At 65.8% G+C, this 21237-nt stretch carries 22 protein-coding genes; 18 read left to right on the forward strand and 4 right to left on the reverse strand.

Annotated features, from left to right (window positions below):
• Positions 1 to 1236 (reverse strand): ankyrin repeat domain-containing protein, encoded by a 1236-nt coding sequence (locus RMP10_RS15305; RefSeq protein WP_310571062.1) that lies wholly within the window; start codon positions 1234 to 1236, stop codon positions 1 to 3.
• 178 nt (positions 1237 to 1414) lie between these two features.
• On the opposite strand from RMP10_RS15305, the gene RMP10_RS15310 reads away from it, so the two are divergent.
• The 4 genes from RMP10_RS15310 to RMP10_RS15325 all read left to right on the forward strand — a co-directional run bounded on the left by RMP10_RS15310 (position 1415) and on the right by RMP10_RS15325 (position 3108).
• Entirely contained in the window at positions 1415 to 1867 is a 453-nt protein-coding gene (locus tag RMP10_RS15310) for a hypothetical protein (RefSeq protein WP_310571063.1), read from the forward strand.
• 71 nt (positions 1868 to 1938) lie between these two features.
• Complete coding sequence (locus RMP10_RS15315; RefSeq protein ID WP_310571064.1) at positions 1939 to 2388, forward strand: SRPBCC domain-containing protein; 450 nt, start codon at positions 1939 to 1941, stop codon at positions 2386 to 2388.
• Positions 2385 to 2645 (forward strand): hypothetical protein, encoded by a 261-nt coding sequence (locus RMP10_RS15320; protein ID WP_310571065.1) that lies wholly within the window; start codon positions 2385 to 2387, stop codon positions 2643 to 2645. The genes RMP10_RS15315 and RMP10_RS15320 overlap by 4 nt, the downstream gene beginning before the upstream one ends.
• A gap of 238 nt (positions 2646 to 2883) precedes the next feature.
• Positions 2884 to 3108: a hypothetical protein gene (locus tag RMP10_RS15325; protein WP_310571066.1), complete on the forward strand. Its 225-nt coding sequence runs from the start codon at positions 2884 to 2886 to the stop codon at positions 3106 to 3108.
• Between the two features lie 20 nt (positions 3109 to 3128).
• Here the strand turns inward: RMP10_RS15325 and RMP10_RS15330 are convergent, their stop codons facing one another.
• Positions 3129 to 4103: an SRPBCC family protein gene (locus tag RMP10_RS15330; protein WP_310571067.1), complete on the reverse strand. Its 975-nt coding sequence runs from the start codon at positions 4101 to 4103 to the stop codon at positions 3129 to 3131.
• A gap of 2 nt (positions 4104 to 4105) precedes the next feature.
• On the reverse strand, positions 4106 to 4456 hold the full coding sequence (locus RMP10_RS15335; protein WP_310571068.1) for a metalloregulator ArsR/SmtB family transcription factor: 351 nt from the start codon (positions 4454 to 4456) through the stop codon (positions 4106 to 4108).
• Between the two features lie 103 nt (positions 4457 to 4559).
• Between RMP10_RS15335 and RMP10_RS15340 the strand changes: the two genes are divergently transcribed.
• The 13 genes from RMP10_RS15340 (at position 4560) to RMP10_RS15400 (ending at position 17085) form a co-directional block, all read left to right on the forward strand.
• Positions 4560 to 5639 carry a crosslink repair DNA glycosylase YcaQ family protein gene (locus RMP10_RS15340; RefSeq protein ID WP_310571069.1) on the forward strand — a complete coding sequence of 360 codons (1080 nt, stop codon included), beginning with the start codon at positions 4560 to 4562 and terminating at the stop codon, positions 5637 to 5639.
• Between the two features lie 33 nt (positions 5640 to 5672).
• A complete protein-coding gene (locus RMP10_RS15345) occupies positions 5673 to 6257 on the forward strand; it encodes a GNAT family N-acetyltransferase (RefSeq protein WP_310571070.1) in 585 nt (194 codons plus the stop codon).
• A gap of 34 nt (positions 6258 to 6291) precedes the next feature.
• Positions 6292 to 6609 (forward strand): heavy metal-binding domain-containing protein, encoded by a 318-nt coding sequence (locus RMP10_RS15350; protein WP_345785805.1) that lies wholly within the window; start codon positions 6292 to 6294, stop codon positions 6607 to 6609.
• Between the two features lie 92 nt (positions 6610 to 6701).
• Positions 6702 to 7022 carry a hypothetical protein gene (locus RMP10_RS15355; protein ID WP_310571072.1) on the forward strand — a complete coding sequence of 107 codons (321 nt, stop codon included), beginning with the start codon at positions 6702 to 6704 and terminating at the stop codon, positions 7020 to 7022.
• A gap of 186 nt (positions 7023 to 7208) precedes the next feature.
• Positions 7209 to 7367 carry a hypothetical protein gene (locus RMP10_RS15360; protein ID WP_310571073.1) on the forward strand — a complete coding sequence of 53 codons (159 nt, stop codon included), beginning with the start codon at positions 7209 to 7211 and terminating at the stop codon, positions 7365 to 7367.
• 113 nt (positions 7368 to 7480) lie between these two features.
• Positions 7481 to 7912 carry a hypothetical protein gene (locus RMP10_RS15365; RefSeq protein WP_310571074.1) on the forward strand — a complete coding sequence of 144 codons (432 nt, stop codon included), beginning with the start codon at positions 7481 to 7483 and terminating at the stop codon, positions 7910 to 7912.
• A 59-nt stretch (positions 7913 to 7971) separates the two neighbouring features.
• On the forward strand, positions 7972 to 8358 hold the full coding sequence (locus RMP10_RS15370; protein WP_310571075.1) for a VOC family protein: 387 nt from the start codon (positions 7972 to 7974) through the stop codon (positions 8356 to 8358).
• Between the two features lie 101 nt (positions 8359 to 8459).
• Positions 8460 to 11336: an ATP-binding protein gene (locus RMP10_RS15375; protein WP_310571076.1), complete on the forward strand. Its 2877-nt coding sequence runs from the start codon at positions 8460 to 8462 to the stop codon at positions 11334 to 11336.
• On the forward strand, positions 11333 to 11707 hold the full coding sequence (locus RMP10_RS15380) for a response regulator (RefSeq protein WP_310571077.1): 375 nt from the start codon (positions 11333 to 11335) through the stop codon (positions 11705 to 11707). Before RMP10_RS15375 ends, RMP10_RS15380 begins: the two co-directional genes overlap by 4 nt.
• Positions 11701 to 13815, forward strand: a complete 2115-nt coding sequence (locus RMP10_RS15385) for a response regulator (protein WP_310571078.1) — start codon at positions 11701 to 11703, stop codon at positions 13813 to 13815. The genes RMP10_RS15380 and RMP10_RS15385 overlap by 7 nt, the downstream gene beginning before the upstream one ends.
• Positions 13812 to 14687, forward strand: a complete 876-nt coding sequence (locus tag RMP10_RS15390) for a HEAT repeat domain-containing protein (RefSeq protein ID WP_310571079.1) — start codon at positions 13812 to 13814, stop codon at positions 14685 to 14687. The genes RMP10_RS15385 and RMP10_RS15390 overlap by 4 nt, the downstream gene beginning before the upstream one ends.
• 164 nt (positions 14688 to 14851) lie before the next feature.
• Positions 14852 to 16933 (forward strand): glycosyltransferase, encoded by a 2082-nt coding sequence (locus RMP10_RS15395; RefSeq protein ID WP_310571080.1) that lies wholly within the window; start codon positions 14852 to 14854, stop codon positions 16931 to 16933.
• Positions 16930 to 17085: a hypothetical protein gene (locus tag RMP10_RS15400; protein WP_310571081.1), complete on the forward strand. Its 156-nt coding sequence runs from the start codon at positions 16930 to 16932 to the stop codon at positions 17083 to 17085. The genes RMP10_RS15395 and RMP10_RS15400 overlap by 4 nt, the downstream gene beginning before the upstream one ends.
• A 93-nt stretch (positions 17086 to 17178) precedes the next feature.
• Here the strand turns inward: RMP10_RS15400 and RMP10_RS15405 are convergent, their stop codons facing one another.
• Positions 17179 to 18645: a hypothetical protein gene (locus RMP10_RS15405; RefSeq protein WP_310571082.1), complete on the reverse strand. Its 1467-nt coding sequence runs from the start codon at positions 18643 to 18645 to the stop codon at positions 17179 to 17181.
• Positions 18646 to 18877: 232 nt separating this feature from the next.
• Between RMP10_RS15405 and RMP10_RS15410 the strand changes: the two genes are divergently transcribed.
• A complete protein-coding gene (locus tag RMP10_RS15410; protein WP_310571083.1) occupies positions 18878 to 21202 on the forward strand; it encodes a catalase in 2325 nt (774 codons plus the stop codon).
• The last annotated feature ends 35 nt before the right edge of the window (positions 21203 to 21237 follow it).

A 21237-nucleotide genomic window follows, 5' to 3' on the forward strand; every position in this document is an offset into this window, starting at 1 on the left:
TCACTCGGACGCGCCGCACTCCAACAACAACCGTTCCACCGCCGCGAAGTCGCCATTGCGTGGGCCGTTCTCAGCCCCGTGGCGACACCAGCCTAGCGGCGTGCCGTGATGATGCGCGTCCCGCGAGGTGACAAGGGCGCGTCCGGCCGGCACACGCAAAATCGCCGCTACGCAGTCGGCCGAACCTCGCCACGACGCACAGTGCAGGGCGGTGCCCGAGTCGTGTCCCGGCGTGGACGGGTCGAAGCCTAACTCCAGCATCAGTTCCACCGCCGGCGCGTCGCCGTCCCACGCGGCATCAGTAATGGCCCGATGGTCCAGCGCCTCGAGTGACGCCACCAGATCCGAATGCTCGCGCACCAGCGCACGTGCCGCCTCGACATCCGTGCGACGACAGGCCAGGCGAAGCCGCTGCACCGGCGTGGCGAACGACCGCATCGCGGCCAGCGTGTCGTCGTGCCCGAACTGTGCGGCAACCTCCAACGGCGAACGATTGCTGCCGATGGTCCAGAAGTACATGTGAAAGCTGCTCGGCGGCCTCTCGGCGTAGGCGCCGCGACTCGTCTGCTCGTCCAACAGGGCGGGATGCTCGTGCAGCAACGCCACGGCGCGATCCGTGAGCCCCAGCGCCGCCGTCATGAAGATGTCGGTGTGGGCACCGCGCTCCACGAGATACTGCGCCAGCGCGTAGCGCCCCGCGTCGCGCGAGCGATCGAGCATCCATTCGGCCGGCGTGGCGCGGTGATCCACGTCGCGCACATCGATGTCAGCGTCCGCATTGAGCAGCAGATCGATCACACGGCGGGATCGCGCGAAGTGCAATGGGGTTTGTCCATCGCCGCCGCGCTCATGCACGCACGCTGGGTCGGCGGAGATCATCGTGGCGAGCAGGTCCGCGTTGTCGAGATGGGCCGCTGCACAGGCATCGGGAATGGCACCCGCCGCAAGCAGTCGTTCAGCGGCCGCGCCCGTGGCCACGTGTAAGGCGTGAAATGGGCCGGCCCACCACGCGCTGCGCGCATTGGGGTCGGCCCCGAGCTCGAGCAGCACCTCCACCATGGCCAGGTTGCCGGCATTCGCGACGATGGCCGGCGCGTCGAACGGAAACACCGGTGCGTTGATGAACGGCCGGAACTCCGCGTGCTGAGCGAAGAGCAAGCGTACTGCGTCGGCGTCGCATCGCCGCATCGCGTCGTGCAGCTGCTGCATGGGAGACAATGGCTGCTGGGTCGTCATGTCGGATGCAGTGTGGGAGCGCCGTGTTCGGATACGCGCGGACGGCATGCGGACAGCATACGGTAGCGTCGTGGCGAGTCAGGCGAAAGCGTGCCGACCTGAGGTGGACTGGCACGCGCCGTGCATGATATCGCCGTTTGTCGCCTCGACCACGACCCGTCATCATCGTCCCCAGCACATGTCAGACACTCCCGACACGCCGGCCATTCCCGGCGAACCAGCATTCAAGGACGGCGCGGTCTCGTTCGGTGCCTTCTATCCCAAGAACTATCTGCTCGCCGTGTTCGCGGACGTGCCGACGGCCAGAACGGCGGCCGATCATGTACTTGGCGAGGGCTTCTCCGCGGACGAGGTGATCGTCGCTTCCGGAGCGGACGTGCTGGCGCATGAGCGGGACGTCGAGGCCGAGAAGGGCCTCTTCGCGAAGATCGGCGAACAACTCTCCAAGCTGTACACTGATGAGTCCGCAGATGCCAAGACCCTGCTGCGTCTCGCGGCACAAGGCGCGGCGTTCGTACTGGTCTACGCGCCGGAGGACGACCAGACCACGACGGCTGCGGCAATCCTCCGCAACGCTCGGCCATCCGTCATGCGCAAGTACGGCACCCTCGCCATTGCCGAGTTGAGCTGATCTTGCCCCTGCCGGTCGTAGCGCCCTCTTCTCCGGCTCAGCCTCCTGACGTAGTTTCGACTGTTCTCCCTGTGTCCCACCTGCACACGGCAGCGGTCATGAGTACGTTGGCGCCCATCACTGTGTCCGTCACTGTGGCCTGCTCGCCCGAGCAGGCATGGCACGCGTTCACCGATCCCGCCGCCATCATGGGGTGGAACTTCGCGTCGCCCGACTGGCACTGTCCGGCCGCTCGCAACGATCTCCGCGCCGGTGGCACCTTCTCGTACCGGATGGAAGCACGAGACGGGTCGATGGGCTTCGACTATGAAGGCACGTTTCTCGGAGTCGCGCCGCACCGTACGCTGCGCCTCGCGCTCGGTCCCGATCGCGAGGTGCGTATCGAGTTCGCGCCAACGGATCACGGCACGATCGTGAGCCAGACGTTCACGCCGGACACCGACGTTCCGGCCGAGCAACAACGCGTGGGTTGGCAGTCCATCATGGACAACTATCGCGAGTATACGAACCGCGTGACGTGAGGAGTGCGCTCCTGACCTTCGACGACGTCACTCACCTCGCCGGCGCCTTGCCCAGCGCCGAAGTTTCCACGAGCTACGGCACGCCGGCACTCAAGGTGCGTGGCAAGCTGTTCGCGCGACTCTGGGAAGACGGCACCACGCTGGTCTTGCGGGCGCCCGACCTCGTGCGTGATCACCTGCTGCAGACCGATCCCGTCACCTTCTTCGTGACCGATCACTACCGCGGGTATCCCTACGTTCTCGTACGACTCCCTTAGATCACGGCTGATCGTATGGAACCGCTGCTCGAAGAGGCGTGGCGCGACGTCGCGCCGAAGTCGATGCGGGCGAAGCGCTGACGCGCGGTCGCACACTTACACTCCTCGCGCATTCCTGTTCTACTAGAACGAGCCCGTGACACCCACTGACGGGAGTCGCGTATGCTGCCACCTCTTGACGAGTTGGTCGAAGCAACCGTCGCACCGCGTTCCGTAACCACCGCAGTGACTCCCCGACATGACCAAGCGAGCGATACCATTGCACGTGAAGTCGGTTGGCGACCTGAAGGACGGCGCACCCTGTGCGGTCGTGGGTGGGACGCACGCGGGGAAGTCCGGTATCGTCCGCGACATCAACACGAGTAAGACCGGACACGTGACGATTACTGTCGTTCAAGCCAACGGCTCACGCTTCAAGACGCTGGCCAAGAACGTTATCATCGCAGGCCACGCTGGCGCCTAACGGCAGGCGCTATGCTAGCGCTAGCTCGTCAGCACCTCGCGCTCCAGCCGCACATAGCTCGCTTCCATGCCGGTCGTCATGCCCGTCGCCAGGATCATGTCGCGCAGCTCCTTGCGCGGGTACGTGATCACGAGGCTGAGCAGCGTGCCGCCATCAACGGCCGTCAGCGTGAGTTCGTTGCGCGTGGACGGCCCCGGCGTGCCGATCATGCGCTCCGTGGTCACGGCCCGGTGCGGCGCGGCGCTTTCCAGCAGCTCGCCTTCAAATCCGAAACGCTCCGTGCCGTCGGCCGAGGCCCACTCGTAGCGATAGCTGTCGCCGACCTGCTGCGCCACTTCGCACACGGGCATCGTCCAGCCGTCGGGGCCGAGCAACCAGCGCTGCATGAGTGCCGGCTCGTGATGCGCGCGCCACACCTGGTCCACGCTGCCGCTAATCACGCGGCTCACACGCGCTTGGAGGTCGTTGAGGAGTTGTGAATCGGTCGCGCGGCCGATCGCGAACGACGCGAGATCGGCCAGCACCGTGTCGATCTGGCTCATGGCCGACTTCATGCCTTCCATCATGCCCATCTGCACGAGCTGCTCCATCGACTCGACGGAGTTGAAGAACGTCGTGCTCCGAAACCGTGAACCGGATCCGGCGGACTCAAACGTGAACACCATGCGCATGGTCGGCATCGCGTCATTGCGGACGCCGTGCTCGTCGGCGAAACCGTCTTCCACTTCGAACGCCCGGTACGGCTCGACCGACAGGAAGCGGAACCAGCCGTTGGAGCGCGTACCATCGGGGCCGGTCATGTAGTAGTGCGAGTAGCCGCCGACGGCCATGTCGTGACGCGTGAAAGTCGCTGGCCACTCCACCGGCCCCCAGAAGCGCTCGAGCTGGCGCGGGTCGGCGTAGGCATCCCATAGCCGCGTGAGCGACACGGGATAGTCCGCCACGATGGTGAGCGTCAGGTCCTGCGCGTTGGAGATCACGTCGGTGATGGGCATTGCTATTCCCGGGTACGGTGAGGAGTGGAGAGGACGTCGTCGAGCTGGCTGAAACGCGAGATCCAGAGCTGTTCGAGCTGAAGCAGCAGCGCGCGAGCCTGCGCGATGCGCTCGGGGTTACTGCGGACGATCCGTTCCCGGCCCCGCGATTCCTTGCTCACCAGCCCAGCCTCCTCAAGAACGGCCACGTGCTTCTGCACGGCCGCGAAGGACATGTCGTACCGCCGCGCCAAGGCGGTCACGGAGGCCGGCTCGCCCGCGAGCAGACGCGCCACGATGTCGCGTCGGGTCGTGTCGGCGAGGGCTCGGAAGAGCTGATCGAGCTCAGGGTCGGAAAGTGGACGTGCAACCATATGGTTGTATGTTAGGGCAGGCGGATTCGGAGCGCAAGACCGCCTCTCGGCTTGACGTGTACCGCTTGCCGCCGCGCTTCACGCTCCAGAGCTTCCTCCTACCATGCCACCCGATATCGATCGGCTGCGCCAGTTCGCGCTCCGCCGACAGTTTCCGCAGCCCACGACGCTGGGCCGAGCCATCGCCCGACTGGGTTTCGTACAGGCCGACCCGATCCGGGCGCCCGCCCGCGCGCAGGACCTGACGCTGCGCCATCGGGCGACGCGATATCGCGCCGGTGACCTCGAGCAGCGATACAGCACCCTCGGCGTCGAAGAGGACTTCTTCGTGAACTACGGCTTCGTCACGCCCGACCTGCATGCGCTGTTGCATCCGCGAACGCCGCGCACCGCTTGGTCTGCGGCGGAACGCCGCCGCGCCGAGTCGATCCTCGCGTTCGTGCGGGAGCGTGGCGTGGTGCATCCGCGCGATGTCGATGCGCAATTCTCCCACGGCAAGGCGCTCAACTGGTTCGGCGGCCAGTCGAATGTCTCCACGCAGCTGCTCGATGCGATGCACTATCGTGGACTCGTCCGGGTGGCCCGACGCGAAGGCGGCACACGACTGTACGCCGTGCGGGAGCAGACGCCGGTGCCAGCGAACAGCCTCGTAGCGATGGACGCGCTGGTCGATGTGATCGTGGCCAAGTATGCGCCGCTCACCGGCCGTATGCTGAGCGTACTCGTGCAGCGATTGCGCTACGGCGCGCCGCAGTGGACGAGCGCGCGCGCGGCGGCGGTGGCGCGTGCGAAGCGGCGACTGCCGCACGCGACCGTCGACGGACAGACCTGGTTCTGGCCCGATGGCGAAGCGCTGCCGCTGCGACGCGTGGTTCCGCGCGATACTGTTCGGTTGCTTGCCCCGTTCGATCCCTTCGTGTGGGACCGTACGCGCTTTGAACAGTTCAACGGATGGGCCTATCGATTCGAGGCCTACACGCCCGCGCCGAAACGCATCCGCGGCTACTACGCCCTGCCGCTGGCGTGGCGCGATCGCGTAATCGGCTGGGCGAACCTGAGCGTGCGCGACGGGCGCCTGGTACCGGACCTCGGCTTTGTCGCGGGACGAGCACCCAACGATACGGTGTTTCGGGATGCGCTCGACGAAGAGCTGGCGGCATTCGCCAGCTTCATGAAACTCTAAGCGCTCCCACTCCTCGTCTCCGACGTCCCAACCATGCACCAACCCATGCTCTACACCGCTCGGCTCCTTCTCCGCCCGTTCCAGCTGTCCGACGCGCCCGCCGTGCAGCGCCTCGCCGGCGACGCAGCGGTGGCCGAAATGACGCTGAATGTGCCGCACCCGTACGGCGACGGCATGGCGGAGACGTGGATTGCGTCGCATCGTGGAGCGTGGGATGCCGGAGCCGCGGTCACCTTCGCCATCGCGACGCTGGACAACGAACTCCGCGGTACGATCAGCCTGCAACTCACGACGCCGCATCGTCGTGGCGAAATGGGGTATTGGATCGGGCGGCCGTACTGGGGGCAGGGCGTCGCCACCGAAGCGGTACACGGCCTACTACAGTTCGCATTCGGTCCGCTCGGCCTGAATCGCGTCCAGGCGTCGCATCTGCCGCGCAATCCGGCGTCGGGCCGCGTCATGCAAAAGGCGGGTATGCAACGCGAAGGATTGCATCGCGAGCAATATCTGAAAGACGGGCGCTTCGAAGACGTCATGCAATACGCCGTGTTGCGTTGCGATTGGGAGTCGGGTTCAGCCGGCCACACCTCTACCGAGCATCCACACCATGTCCACTAGTCTTCCCGCGCAGGCCGTTGAAGTCCCGCACGCCATGACGACCACGGCGTTCGATCTGCCCGGTTATCGTATCGCCGCGTCGTTTGGCGTGGTGCGCGGCGTCGTTGTGCGCTCTCGCTCGGTGTTTGGCACGATCGGCGCGACGTTGCAAACGGTGCTGGGAGGCAACATCTCGTTGTTCACCGAGCTCGCCGAGCGCACGCGCGCGCAGGCGTTCGACACGATGTTGCATCAGGCGCATCTGGCGGGCGCCAACGCCGTGATCGGCGTGCGCTATGACGCCAATGAGTTGATGCAAGGCGTGACGGAAGTACTCTGCTACGGCACGGCGGTGCACGTGGAACGCGCGTAGCGGCGGCGACCCGCCTTGGCGCGGACTTGCCGCTTCGGGTCCTGTTCGTGCTGATCGGCGCCTTCATTAAGCCGTGTGGGGCTACCCACGTCATGAGTACACTGCCACTCAGCGCGCAGCGCGGCGTGATCGAATCCCCGACCATGGTGGCAACGGGGGCCGCCTCCCCTTTGATGGACGTCCTGTTTCCCCGATGCATTCCACGTATCGAAGTGCACGTTCGCGATGCGTTGCTGGCGCGGGAACGCGAGCGTGACAAGGCGCGCGCCGACGCGCTGGCCGAATCCAATGATCTACTGGTGGCGCAAGCGGCGGCCCTGACCGATGCGAACGCTCAGCTCGCCGAGAATGTGCGGGCGGGGCAGAGACTGGAAGGCTACCAGCCCTGTTCCAGCCGCCGTGTACGTCGATGAGATCGACCACGCCACAAAGAACGCCACCGAAGTGACGCGCTACCTCCTCTCGTTCAGCCAAAAAGCACCACACCGGACCGAGCGCACGCCAGTCGACGTGTTGCTGGCGAGCGAGCGACGTTTTCTGCGTCAATGCGCGCGATGCGACGTCGAGTGCTGGCTGCAGCGGGGGCATGGACACATATCGTGAAGCTTGTCTTCACCACAAAGGACGAAGGTCAGGGTACGGTCCTCGGACTCGCCATGCTCTACGAGGTGACGGTGCAGTCCCATGGTGGTGTTCAGGCTGCGAGTCAGCTGGGACGCGGCGGCACGCTCACGCTCTTGCTGCCGCGCGTGGCCTGAACGCGCGCCGCGTGTGTCGGCTGTGCTCCGTGACGCTCGCCGTGCGGTTCCAGCGATCTCCATAGTCGGACGGTCACATGCGTTGTCGTGTCGCTACGCCGCTTGCGGGCGCCATGCTCACTGCGTCCAGCGGCCCGCGCCTACTGTCGGCGCAGGTCCGCCAGGTAGTTGATCTGACCGCGCGTAAGATTCTCGATCTCGATCGAACGAAAACGATCGTCGTGCTGCAGGGCGGCATGCTCGAGGAGCAGGGTTTTCGCTGGGTGCTGGTCGTGTATGTGCACGGCTCGCGGCTCCACATCGGAGCGCTCGATGGCGCCGGGGATTTCTTTCATGACACCTATGGCGGCACGGTGGGCAATCTGTGGGGCCTCCGGCCGGTACTCGGCGGCTGGGGAGGCGCGATGACCAACATGACCGCGGCGGAAAGGGCGGCTGACAGTATCGCGCCTGGATCGACTCGACGAATGCACGCTACTCGCTCGCCGGTGATCGCTTGGCCGCATGGCTTACGCGCCGCGGGGGGTATCGCGCGGCAGTCATGACGCGTTGAATACTGCGCTCACGAAGCGTTCGACGAATCGCCCCTATTCACGGAGCAGCGGTGAAGCGAGTCACTGGCATTGGCGGCATCTTCTTCAACGCGAAGGATGCACCGGCCCTGCAAGCCTGGTACAAGCAACATCTCGGCATTGATGTGCAGTCGTGGGGCGGTGCCGCGTTTACCTGGACCGGCGATGACGGAAGGCCCGTGTCCGGCACGACCATCTGGTCGATAGGCTCGACGCACGTCGAGCAGTTCGCACCCAGCGCGTCCACGTTCATGATCAACTACCGGGTGGACGATCTCTATGCCCTGGTCGACGTTCTCCGCGAAGAGGGCTGCAACGTGCTCGAGAAGATCGACGAATCCGAGTATGGAAAGTTTGCCTGGGTGATCGATCCGGAGGGCAACAAGATCGAGCTGTGGCAGCCTCCGGTCGGACAATGACCAAACCGCCGTTTGCGCCGAGCTGGAACCGCAAGATGGTGAGTCGGCAGGGCTGACGAGGGCCGGTACTGTCGAGGCGGCTGTTCCACATTCGACAGGTGATGGCGGGCGAAGCTGCGGCATCGGCCGGCTTCAGCACGTGCGAGGTGGATGCTCCGCCGCGCCCTGGTGCGTGGGGAACCGCGCGCTCGGTGACGATGGGACAAACGGGTCGTCCCTCCCGTATGCGCACACCGGCCGTCTTTCGATCGCGATCGCTGCGACAACAGTTCGCGATCACGATCGCGCTGGTGAGTGTCGTATCAGTGTTGCTCGCCGCCGGCATGCTGACCGCGCGCGCGACGGCCCACCGCCGCGACGCGCGTCGCCTCTATCTAGCGGAGAGCGCCGACGCGGTATGCCGAGCGACCGATGCGTATCTGGACAAATACGTGGCCAGCATCCGCACTCTCGCTGACGCGACTCCCCCCTCAGCCTTGCTCGGCGCGGGCGCCACGCGGTCGTCTCGTCCGGTCATCGGCGCGAGTCTCGCGCGGTTCCACAGCGCGCGCGCGGGATTCCTGACCGTCCTCGCCGCGCGTGGGGATGGTGTGATCGTGGCCGCGCACGGACACGGTATCCGACCCGACATAGCGGTATCGGGCGCATCGAGCAACGTGTCCGATCGCGACTACTTTCGTACGGCGATACGAACGGGGACGCCCTTTATATCCGACGCGTTTCGCGGGCGTGGCTTTGGCGCCGACGCGATTGTCGCCATCTCGGCGCCGATCCGAGACTCGGCAGGAGTCGCTACCGGCATTGTTGAAGGGTCACTCGACCTGCGTGCGTTCGGCGCGGAAGCCGGTCCCTTCACGAGCAACCGGAACCTTGCGTTCCTTATTGTCGACCGCGCCGCGCGCGTCGTACACGCCACTGAGGGCGCACGCTTTCCGTTACTGACGCGACCGCTGGGTGATCCGCTCTTCGTGGCCCTCGGCGCCGTTGGCGGCGTGGCCATGCCACCTGTTCAGCAGCCATCCCCCTCGATGGTGGTAGAGCTGCCGATCAACGGACACGTCACGTGGGGCGCCGCATGTATTACGCGCTACGGCTGGCGCGTGATAGCACGTCTCGAACCGTCAGCCCTCCAACGCGATCAACGCGAACTGTTGGCGCTCGGTGGAGTCGTGGCGCTCGTCGCGTGCATGGCCTCAATGCTGATTGCCGGTTGGACGGCCAGCCGTATCGCAAAGCCGCTCACGGCGGTGACGACCGCCGTCGGCATCGGGGCCCGCGTCGCGGGTGACCCGAACCACGTTGGTTACCCGCCGTCTACTCGGCGAACAAGCGCGCGTACCGTGCTCGGTACCACGCATCCCGATGCAGCGTGGGAGATTGTGGCCTTGGCGGAGCACTTGGACGAGCGGTTGGCGCGTGCGGAACGCGCCGAGCGCGAGATGCAACACGAACTCACGCGTCGTGAGCACGTCATTGCCCAGCGCACGCAGGAGCTCTCAGATACCAATCGGTCCCTCGCCGACAGCGAACGCGAGTTACGCGCGCTCTTCGCCGCCATGAACGATGTGGTTTTGGTCCTCGACGCGCAGGGCACATTCCTGCGCGTCATCCCCACGGCGCCCGATCTGCTCTATCGGCCACGCGACGAGGTCATCGGCAAGCGCCTGCACGAGATCTTTCCGGTGGAGCAGGCCGATCGCTTCCTCGCGACGGTGCAGCGCGTAATCGAAACGCAACAGGCACAGTCGCTCGACTACACGCTTGAACTCGCGCACGGCCTTACGTGGTTTGAGAGCACCGCGTCGCCACTGGCCGACGGGACTGTGCTGTGGGTCGCGCGCGACACGACGGCCGTGGCGGTAGCGCGCACCGCGCTGGAAGAGAGCGAGCGCCAACACCGGATGCTGATCGAAACCGCTCCGGATATCATCTACCGCACAGATACTGACGGCCGCATTGTCTTCGTGAACGCCGCCGCATCGGCTATCCTCGGACTTCCCAACGCTGATATTCTTGGTGCGCACTTCAGCGCGTTGGTGCAGCCCGACGCGGTGCAGGTGCTCACCGCGTTCTATCAGGACCAGATTCGCGAGCGAGTCGAAGTGACCTATCGCGAGGTGCCCTGCATCTCGCGCGACGGGCGCGAGGTGTGGGTCGGCCAGCATGTGCGATTGATGGTGGAGCGGGAGCGCGTCGTGGGCATGCACGCTGTGGCGCGCGACATTACCGCGCAGCACGCGATTGAGCGCGCGAAGGACGACTTCGTGTCACTGGTGAGCCATGAACTGCGCACCCCGCTCACGTCGATCAAAGGCTCGCTCGCGCTCTTGGCGAGCGGGCGGATAGAGACGTTGTCCCCGACGGCACAGCGGCTGCTCGCGATGGCCAGTCAGAACGCCGATCGACTTGTGCGCATGGTGAACGGCATTCTCGATCTACAGCGCCTTGATTCACAGCCCGCCAGCGCCACCATTTGTCGCGAAGCACTTGCGCCGGTGCTGCACGAGGCCGCCAACGCCGTACGTGGCATCGCCGACGCCGAACTCGTAACCGTACATGTAGACGACTGTACCGGCGACGCGTGGATCGATCGAGATCGCATGGTGCAGGTACTCGTGAATTTACTCGGCAATGCGATCAAGTTCTCACACCCAGGCGGTATCGTCACACTTTCGGCGGTGCGCGAACACGGACACTGGCATATCGACGTCCGCGATCACGGTTGCGGTATTCCCGTTGGCGAACTGGAACGCATCTTCGAGCGCTTCCATCAAGTCGACGCATCGGACGCGCGGGCACACGCCGGCAGCGGACTGGGGCTATCGATCTGTCGTCAAATCGTGGCACAGCATGCCGGACACATTACCGCTACGAGCGAGCTTCAACACGGCAGCGTATTCACGGTCACCCTACCGTGCGACTCCCTGCACGCTGAGACCGCGCATCCGTCGCCGTCGATGGCGGGAGCATCCGCATGACACGACACGTCCTGATCATCGATGATGACGTCGACATCCGCGACTTGGTACAGGTCAGCCTCGAGCTCACGGCAAACTGGCGCGTGTCGCAAGCCGCCAGTGGGATGGACGGCATCCGTCTGGCTCAAGAGCTCGAGCCGGACGGCATTCTGCTGGATCTGATGATGCCGGAGATGGACGGTGCAGCGACGGCGCGCGCGCTACTCGCGGCGCAATCTCACGTACCGGTTCTTCTTTTTACGGCGAAGCACATGGACGACGCTGTCGTGGCAGCGATGCCCGGCGTCACCGCGACGATTGCCAAACCATTCGATCCACTCACATTCCACCTTCGGGTTGCGGAGGCCTTTGGCTGGGACGAGCCATGGTAACGCCGTCTCAACGTGACGACGCGGCCTTGGTACGTGCCGTCGACGCCATTTGGGCGCGCTCCCGCAGTGTCATGCTGGCACACGTCGACTGCATCGAAGCAGCGGCTGCCAGTCTGCTGACTGCGGTACTCTCGATGCCAGAGCGGGCAGAGGCGCAGCGCGCGGCGCATCGGTTGGCGGGAACGGTCGGTACGTTCGGCTTCCATGCAGCGTCTGCGATTGCACGAGAACTTGAGGTCGCCTTCGAAGCGTGCACCCCCGGCGATTCCGTGACCGTGCTGCGCATCGCCGAGCAGTCGCTCGCCCTCCGTGCGGCGTTGGATGCGCACGTGGCGCGAACGGGCGCGGGCCACGAGGATGCCGCCTTGTCATCGGAACGCGAGCGTCTGTCGCGACACCGTGGTCTGGTGGCCTGGATGGTCGGTGCAGACGAGGAACGTCTTGGCGCGATCGCGGTCGCCGCGGTCGCGAGCGGCGCTACGGTCATCCGACAAAGCGCGGCGAGACTCGCGTCCGATGATGGTGTCGACGTTCCCGATCTCCTCTTTCTGACCCCATCGAGCGAGGATGCCGCGGCGGATGTCGGAGACGGCTATGCGGCGACCGTCGCTCATGCTGCCGCGTGGCGCTCGCAGTATCCTCAGGTCCTTACGGTCGTTCTCGAATCGCGCGAGCTCGAGTCGCGCGGACTCTGTGAGGTAGCGACGCGCCTCGCGATCGTCGCTGCGGATGCCTTCGGTCCGGTGCCTCGGTGCGTCAACGCGGATGACCTACTGGCCTTCGTGCAGCAGCGATGGCAGGATCGTGGGCAACGCGTGTGGACCGACGTCACGGCCACGACGGCAACCGTCGGAGGGACGCTTGTGCTCTTGGTGAGCGATGACGCCAGCATCCTGCGCCCAGTCGCAGCGGCGTTGGAGCCCCTCGGTGCTGAAGTCGTCGCTTGCGACGATGCGCTCCGGCTTTGGGAGCTGCTGCCGCGCCTTCGGCCCGATCTGTTGATTCTCAGCTTGGACACGCAGGGCGTCGATGCGTTGCTGCTCCTGCGTTTGATACGGGAGGATGTCCGTTGGCACCGGCTGCCGATTGTTGTGCTGACGGGCGATGCCACGACCGCACGTGCCGCCCAGTGTCGTGAGATTGGCGCTGACGATGTCGTGGCCGATACTGCGACCTCGGCGCAGCTCCGGCGACGCGTGCGTCGTCAGCTGGCGCGGGCAGTTGCCACCGCGCGAGGTGTGTCGAGCACGATGCTCCATCGCATTGACACCCGATCGCAGACGCTCGATGTCGTGGGGCACGAGATGCAACGCGCAACGCGGAGTGGGATGTCACTCTGCTGCGTACTTCTGCAATCCGAGTCGGAGCCGCACGCGGCCGCTGCGTCGGGTGCGGAAGCCGAGTCGCCGGCAACCGCTCCGTGGCTGTCGCAGCAACTGTCTCGGGCGCGTCGCGACGGGGAAACAGCATCCCGCGTTTCGCTGGATACGGTGCTGTTGACTTGGCGGGGCGTGACGAAGGTCGAAGCCGACGCGCGCCTGACCCGGCTGATCCGGTCATCACCTTCGCCGCATACCGTGTCGGTCGGATGCGTGGAGCGCACGGCGGTGCATGCTGATGCGCGGGAGCTGCTGCGCGACACCGAAAGGGCACTGTGGCGTCCGACTGTCGATCTCGAGAACACGCGGTGGGTGGGTGACGACGAGGCGGCCGGCATCGTAGCCACGCGTCCCATCGATGTCGCGCTGATCGAGGATGACCCCGCACTGGCCGAGCTACTGGAACTGACACTCGGCGTGGCGGGTCATTGCGTTCGCCGCTGGACGGACGGCGCCGACGTGGCCGCCGCCTTGTGCGGCCCGACGCCCGCCGTCGCTGCCCGCGTGATTCTGTTGGACATCAACCTGCCAACCATCGATGGACTGACGCTGCTGCGGCGACTCGGCGCATCGGGCGTACTCCGGACATCGCGCGTCATTGTCATGAGTGTCCGAGCCAGTGAGGACGAGATGCTGCAAGCGTTCGCGGCGGGGGCATTCGACTTTGTCGCGAAGCCACTCAGCGTCCCTGTCCTGATGCAGCGCGTTCGCCGCGCGCTGGCCGCATGACGGCCTCACACGTACACCTCCTTCAGCTGGCTCTCCGCGCGGAGGCACTGATCGTCTCCGTCCTGGTGCTCCTGCTGATCGCCGCCGTGACCTTCCGTCGTCACCGTGCGAGTCACGACGTACGACAGCTTGCTGAAGGTCGCGTGCGACTGGCACGTGCGTTGCAACGCGGAGACATAGTTACGACGCAGATTTGGCTGATCAGACAGTCGCCGCGGATTCAGCTCGCGCTCTGCCGTGAGTTCGTACGAACTGTGCGCGGCGCGGCACGTCGCGACGTGCAGGGACTGGCGCTGCGCTTGGGACTCTTGTCACGAGCCGCCACCGACGTTGGGAGCCGATGGTGGATGCTCCGCCTGCGGGGAGTCCGCGTGCTCGGCGCATTGGCGGTGCCAGGGTTCGAGGAGGCGCTTTGTCGCGCCGCACAGCAGGATGCCCACGCGGCCGTTCGCGAGGCCGCCGTCGACTGGAGCGCTGCCGCGCGCGGGTCGGTGTACGCGCCGGAGGATCACGGGCCCACAGTCACCGGGCACGCCACGATACATCGTGCTGACGTCGAAGTCGCCACCCGCGAGCTGACGCACCCGCACAGCGACGTGCGATCGTGTGCGATCCGCGTGCTGGCCGCGCTCGAGCATTGGCCTGCGGCGCCGACCGTGTACGCGCTTCTCGACGATGCCGACTTCGGCGTGCGACGTGAGGCGGCACAGGCGCTCGCCCGATTCGGTGCTCCCGGTTGTCTCATGTTGCGTCGTGCGCTCGCGCATTCGTCGGAACAGGCGCGTGATGCTGCCCGCCATGTCCTCGACGTGCACCAGTGCCGAACGCACCACGCAAACACGTACCACCCGTCACTTCGTGAGGCGCGGTGACTGAGCCGGCATCTTTCGCGCAGGCAGGCGTACGCTATGGCGAGTGGGCAATTTTCATATACTGGGCGCTGGTGTCGCTCGGCTACGTGGTGCTGGGTCTGCTCGCTGCCTGCGAGTCGCTGGATCATCGGCGACGCACGAGAGATGAGGACCGCGCTTCGTGGATGTCATCACCGTTTGCACCGCGCATCAGTGTAATCGCCCCGGCGTTCAACGAGGCGACAACCATCGAGGCCTCGGTACGCGCACTGATGTCGCTGGACTATCCAAATCTCGAGCTGATTGTCGTCAACGACGGCTCCACCGATCACACGATCGAGGTGCTTTGCACCGCGTTCACTCTTGTGCCCGTCCATCCGCTCATCGAGCGTCGACTCTCGTCCAGCGTGGTGCACGGCGTTTATCACTCGCTCTCGCATCCACACCTGCTCGTGGTGGACAAGGTCCAAGGCGGCAAGAGCGACGCCATGAACGTCGGCATCGACTTGGCGGCCGGCGCACTCTTCTGCGCAATCGATTCCGACACCCTCGTCGAAGCCGGCGCGCTGACGCGACTGGTGCGTCCGCTGGTCGACGATCCAAGCGTCGTCGCGGTCGGAGGGATGCTGCGCGTGCTGAACGCTGCGCACGTGCGCGGCACGTCAATCCGCGACGTCCATGTGTCGCCTCGGTGGCTAGTCGGCGTCCAGACAGTGGAGTATCTCCGCGCATTCTTCCTTGCGCGCATGGGGTGGAATCGCCTGGGCGGCGATCTGATCGTCTCCGGGGCATTCGGACTGTTTCGAGTCGCTGCAGTGCGCGCGGCCGGTGGCTACGCCGTGGGTGCAGACGGCGAGGATATGGAGCTGGTGGTCCGTCTTCGTCGTCGCGGCGCTGAACAGCGCTTGCCTGTGCGCGTGCAGTTCGTTCCCGATGCGGTGGCGTGGACCGAAGTTCCGGAGCATCTACCGTCAGTTGCGAGCCAACGACGACGGTGGCACCGGGGACTCGCGGAGACACTCTGGACGCACGCCGCGATCATCGGGCGACCGCGCTACGGATTGGCAGGGATGCTCGCCGCGCCTTTCTACGTGGTTGCGGAGCTTCTCGGGCCCGTCGTTGAAATGATCGGCGCGGTTGCCGTGATCGTCTCCACGGCAATGAGGCTCATCGACTTTCGCATCGCCGCGCTGATCTTCGTGTTTGCTTACGGGATCGGCGTCATCGTGAGTGTGGGTGCGATTCTTCTGGAGGAATCAGCCGCTGGCCGGCATGCCCATTGGTCGGACCGGGCACGTTTGCTCCTCTGGGCCGTCGTCGAGCCCTTGGGCTATCGGCAACTCACGGTGCTCTGGCGCCTGCAGGGATTGTGGCAATGGATGCGTGGCGATCGTGGCTGGGGCACGATGGTCCGGCGCGAAGTCGCGTCCGTCACGCCGCTCGCGATCACGGGCTTGCTCTTCGTGCTGGCCGCGGTTGCGGCTGGCAGCCACGCCACCGTCGCACACGCACAGGCGGCCGCACCCCTGCGACTAAGTATGGAGGCATCGGTTTCGCGAGATCGTCTCACGAACGGTCGCGCGCCGTGGCAAGAGCACGCGGTTGAGGCGACCCTGTCCCGCTCTGTACGCACGCGCCTACTCCTGAGCTTGGCGTCGCTGTCGCGATTCGATCTTCACGATGTCCGATTGGCGATGGGAGGTTCGTTGCCGATCTCGTCGCGATGGACGGTTGGGAGTGAGGGCGCGACGAGTACCACTGGCTTGGTGCTTCCCCGACTGTCCGTCGAGGGGTGGGTACATCGGCGCCTTCGTGACGCGTGGGGTATACAGGCCACCGCGCTGATGCGCGCCTACACGACGACCCGCGTGCATCGCTATGCCCTCGAGGTCGATCGATACGTGGGCCCGTACCGCGTCGCCTACACGTATGGCGTGTCGACACTCGACGGCCGCTCACGCCGGGGCGTGCATCGCATGGTCGCGTCGGCAGTGTCCGCCAGCGGGAGTCAGCTCTCGCTCGCCGCCACCACGGGTCAGGAGGTGGAGTTTGTCGGGGCCGACGCGCCGCAAGCGCTGGTGGTACGCGAGGCCGACATCCAGTTTCGCCAGCGTGTCCATTCGCGGTGGCTGGTGGCGGCGACGATGGGAGTCGAAGCGCATGGGGTGCTTTACACGCGCGCTTTTAGTCGGTTGGCGTTACGATATCAGCCATCCCCGGTGCTAGTCGGTCGCGCGCGCCTCGGAGTCGGGGCGCCTCGCGAGTGACGCCGCCCCGCTGGGACCGCCTTCCGCTGGGACGGCTGTCCACGCGCATTCTGGCGGCGGAAGTGCGCACGCTGCGCACGACCGACCGAGGTGACCGGGCGCTGGGGTTCGCTGCACACGATGGCACAATCGCCGGTGTGTGGCGCGATTAAGGTCGTGCCTGATCATCGAGGCCCGGATGCCGACCGCTCGGACAATCGCGTGCGTGACACCGCGTCGTCGCCGCTGGGGGCCGCCAACGCCACTCAGAACGTCACGCGCACCGACGTCACGGGTCCGAGCGAGAGGAACACCCGTCCATCGAGCGCGCGGGCCGAGCTCTGCATGATGCCACGCAGCGGTCCCGCATCGCGCGCCGGCTTGATGATGCCGTCGGCCGCCAACAGGCCGAGAATACCGCCGGCACTCGCGAAGGCAAGCGTACCTTGCGACTCCGTCTTGGTGATCGCCGCGATGCCGCCGCCCATCAGCGCACCCGCCAGCGCGCCGAGCTGCACCAGCGTGCCGTCGGCACTCGTGCGATCGGCTTTACGCACCAGGCCGCGATCGGCGAGGAAGGCGCCCGCCACTAGGCCCGCCGCTGCGACACCGAATCGGGCGGTGTTGTCGCCACGCTCGGGGATCAGCGACGAGGCGGACGTGCCGCCCAGTAGAGCGCCGGCGAACGCCACGCTCACATCGCCGGCCGTCACGTTGTAGGCCGCCCGACGCGCGTAGCGTGGGCCGAGCGCGTAGCCGATGACCTGCGCCCCGATGGCGGCGCCGACGATGGCCTTGCCCGGCCCACGCAGGCTGTTGTCCGTTCTCGTGTAGCCGCCGTACTGAGGATTGGCCGCGTCGAACTGGACCACCGTTTTCTTGCCTTCGAACACGCCGCTCGATCCGCCGATGCCGAGCGCCGTGAGCGCGCCGAGGTCGGCAAAGAACCCGGCGCTGGCTGCTTCACCGTCGCTCAGCCCGCGGGCCTGGTTGAAGCCGACGATCGTGCCGCCGATCGCGCCGGCGAGAATGGGCGCGCCCCATCCGGGTCCACCGTCGGCGTTGGCAATGGCTGCGATGCCGAGGCCGGTCAGCGCGCCACGCGTGCCGCCATGGGCCGCCCGTGCCGCCTGCGCGCGCGTGACCACGCGTCCCTTCACCGTGTTGGCCGCCACGAAGAACGATGTGCCGGCGGCCAGAAAGTAGCCCCCCGCAGCCGCGGCGCCGCTGCTCTTGCTCAAGATCGCCGCCGTGGCGGGTCCGTACGCCACCAAGCCGAGGAAGGTTTGGTTGCGCACGAACGTGTTACCGGCCGGCTGCGACACCACCACGCCGGAGCCCGCACCTACCAGTCGATCGCCGCCGCGACCTTGCGCCAACAGGCCCGCGCCAATCGCCCGCTGCAGCGTGGATACGGCGTCGACGTCGAGCGCGAAGCGGGCGACGGTACTATCGACCCGCTGCACCACGAGCACGTGCGCGCTGCCATCTACGCGGTACAGTCGCGCCTCGCGGAATGGGCCGACGACCGGCCACGCCGGTGCGGCGAGTCCCAGTCGGGTGACGAGCGTGGGCGTGACGATCGTGATTCGTCGCGCGCTATCGAGGGGAACCAGCGTTTCGATGACGGGAGTGGCCTGCGCGGCGAGCGAGCGGTCAAGCGGGGACGCGAGGACGGCACCGCCGACGGCAACGAGTGCGGCAACCACGCGAGCGGACAAGGCAGGGAGCATTGTGGTCTCAAGGGTGGGAGGGACGATTTCACACGACGACACAGCCGGAAGCTACCGCCCTTCCACCTGTTCCGCGCGCGGCGCAGTCGCACGGCGCGGCCGCGCGTAACACACATGCACCGCGATGTACCCGTTGTGCGACACGAGCACGGGACTTGCGCATGGATGGCATTCCTCACGCGCGCGCGCGACAGCGCGCCATATCCCGTTCGCCTTTCCGCTCAGTCCGCACATGCCCAAGAAATCCGTCTCAGGATCGAAGTCGCCCTCACGGAACAGCTCGCATTCGCAGGACGCGCAATCGGCGCACGCGCAGGAGGTGCAGCAGCTCGCCGCCGCCATGCCGAACAACCCGAATACCGCACGCGAGTACGGCCGCGATCACGCCATGGCTCCGTCTGCTGGTCCGCATCATGCGCCGCCCTCGCTGACCACAACCGCCAGTACGCTGTCGGAAGCCAACACGACGGCGAAGTCCGGTGACGCCTTGGCGCTCGCCCGGGCCGTTGCCGATGGCCAGCGCCTCACGACCAATCAGGGCGTGCCGGTTTCCGACAATCAACATTCGTTGAAGGCGGGATTGCGCGGTCCGGCGCTGCTGCAGGACTTCATTCTGCGTGAGAAGATCACGCACTTCGATCATGAGCGCATTCCCGAGCGCATCGTGCATGCGCGGGGATCCGCCGCCCACGGCGTTTTCGAAGCGTATGAATCGCTCGCGGAGATCACACGAGCCGCGCCGTTCGCAGCGGCGGGCAAGCAGACCCCCGTCTTCGTCCGCTTCTCGACCGTAGCCGGTGAGCGCGGATCGGTGGATACGGCACGTGACGCGCGCGGCTTCGCCGTGAAATTCTATACGGACGAAGGAAACTGGGATCTGGTAGGGAATAACATTCCCGTCTTCTTCATTCAGGACGCCATGAAGTTTCCCGACCTGGTGCATTCAGTGAAGCCGGAGCCGCATCACGGGATGCCACAGGCCGCATCGGCCCACGACACCTTCTGGGACTTCGTGTCGCTGATGCCGGAATCGACCCACATGCTCATGTGGGTAATGTCCGATCGCGGTATTCCGCGCAGCTACCGGATGATGCAGGGCTTCGGCGTGCACAGCTATCGCTTCGTAAACGCCGCTGGCGACTCGCAGTTCGTAAAGTTTCATTGGTCACCGATGCTCGGTACACACTCACTGGTGTGGGACGAAGCCGTCAAGCTTGCCGGCGCCGACGCCGATTTTCATCGCCGCGATCTGTGGGATGCCATCGAGTCGGGCGAGTACCCACAATGGGAGCTCGGGGTGCAACTGTTCACGGAGGCCGAGGCGGAGCAATTCAGTTTCGACGTTCTTGATGCCACGAAGTTGATTCCCGAAGAACTGGTGCCGGTGCGGCCGATCGGACGGCTGACGCTGAACAGGAACCCCGACAACTTTTTCGCCGAGACGGAGCAGGTGGCCTTCTGTACCGCGCACGTCGTGCCCGGTATCGACTTCAGCAATGACCCACTGCTTGCCGGACGCATTCACTCGTACGTCGACACGCAAATCTCGCGACTGGGTGGTCCGAACTTTCACGAGATCCCCATTAATGCGCCTCTCGCGCCGGTCCACAACAACCAGCGCGACGGCATGCACCGGCAGGCGATCCATCGTGGGCGCGTGTCGTACGAGCCGAACTCGCTGGGCGGCGGCTGTCCGTATCAGGCCGGTGCGCAAGGGTTTGTGTCGTTCCCGCAGCCGGTCGCAGACGACACGCTGCGCGGCAAGCCCGAGAAGTTCGCCGAGCACTATGCGCAGGCGCGATTGTTCTTTGACAGTCAGACCGAAGTCGAGCAGCGCCACATCATTGCCGGCTTTCGGTTCGAGCTGTCGAAGGTAACGGTGCCCGCCATTCGCGAGCGAATGGTTGCATCGCTCGTGAATGTCTCCGACATCCTGGCGCGTGCCGTCGCCGATGGCCTCCGCATGCCGGTGCCGGCCGCGCTACCGCGCGCCACGGAGAGCGCGGTCGCGCCGGAGGTCACCAACTCACCCGCGCTCTCGCTGACGGCTCGGCCAGGGCAGGTGGTTGTTCGTACGCGCCGAGTGGCCCTACTGGCGGCCGATGGCGTGCACGGCGCCTCGATCACGGCGCTGCGCACTGCGCTCACCCAAGCCGGTGCGCAGCTCCGCGTGATCGGGCTGACCCTCGGTGCCGTGACGACCAGTGACGACGCAAAGATGGACGCCGATGGATCGATGGAAACGTCGCCGTCGGTGCTCTTCGACGGGATGGTGATTCCGGACGGGGAAGAGGCCGTGGCCGCACTACTGGCCGATGCCAGAACGCTGGATTTTGTGAAGGAGCAGTACCGACACTGCAAGTCGATCATGGCCATCGGCGCGGGTCACGCGGTGCTGGACGCCTGCGGCGTTCCGGAGTCGCTGCCCACTGGACGCCCAGATCCTGGGCTGATCTTTGCCAGCGCCACGTCCGTCGGCAGCGACAGCGAGCAGTTCGTCGCCGCGCTCGCCCAGCATCGACACTTCGAGCGCGACAGCGATCCTCCACGCATCTGATTGGTAGAACGACGGAGGCTTGGCGCACTCCCCGC

The sequence above is a fragment of the Gemmatimonas sp. genome, assembly GCF_031426495.1.
Classification (GTDB): domain Bacteria; phylum Gemmatimonadota; class Gemmatimonadetes; order Gemmatimonadales; family Gemmatimonadaceae; genus Gemmatimonas.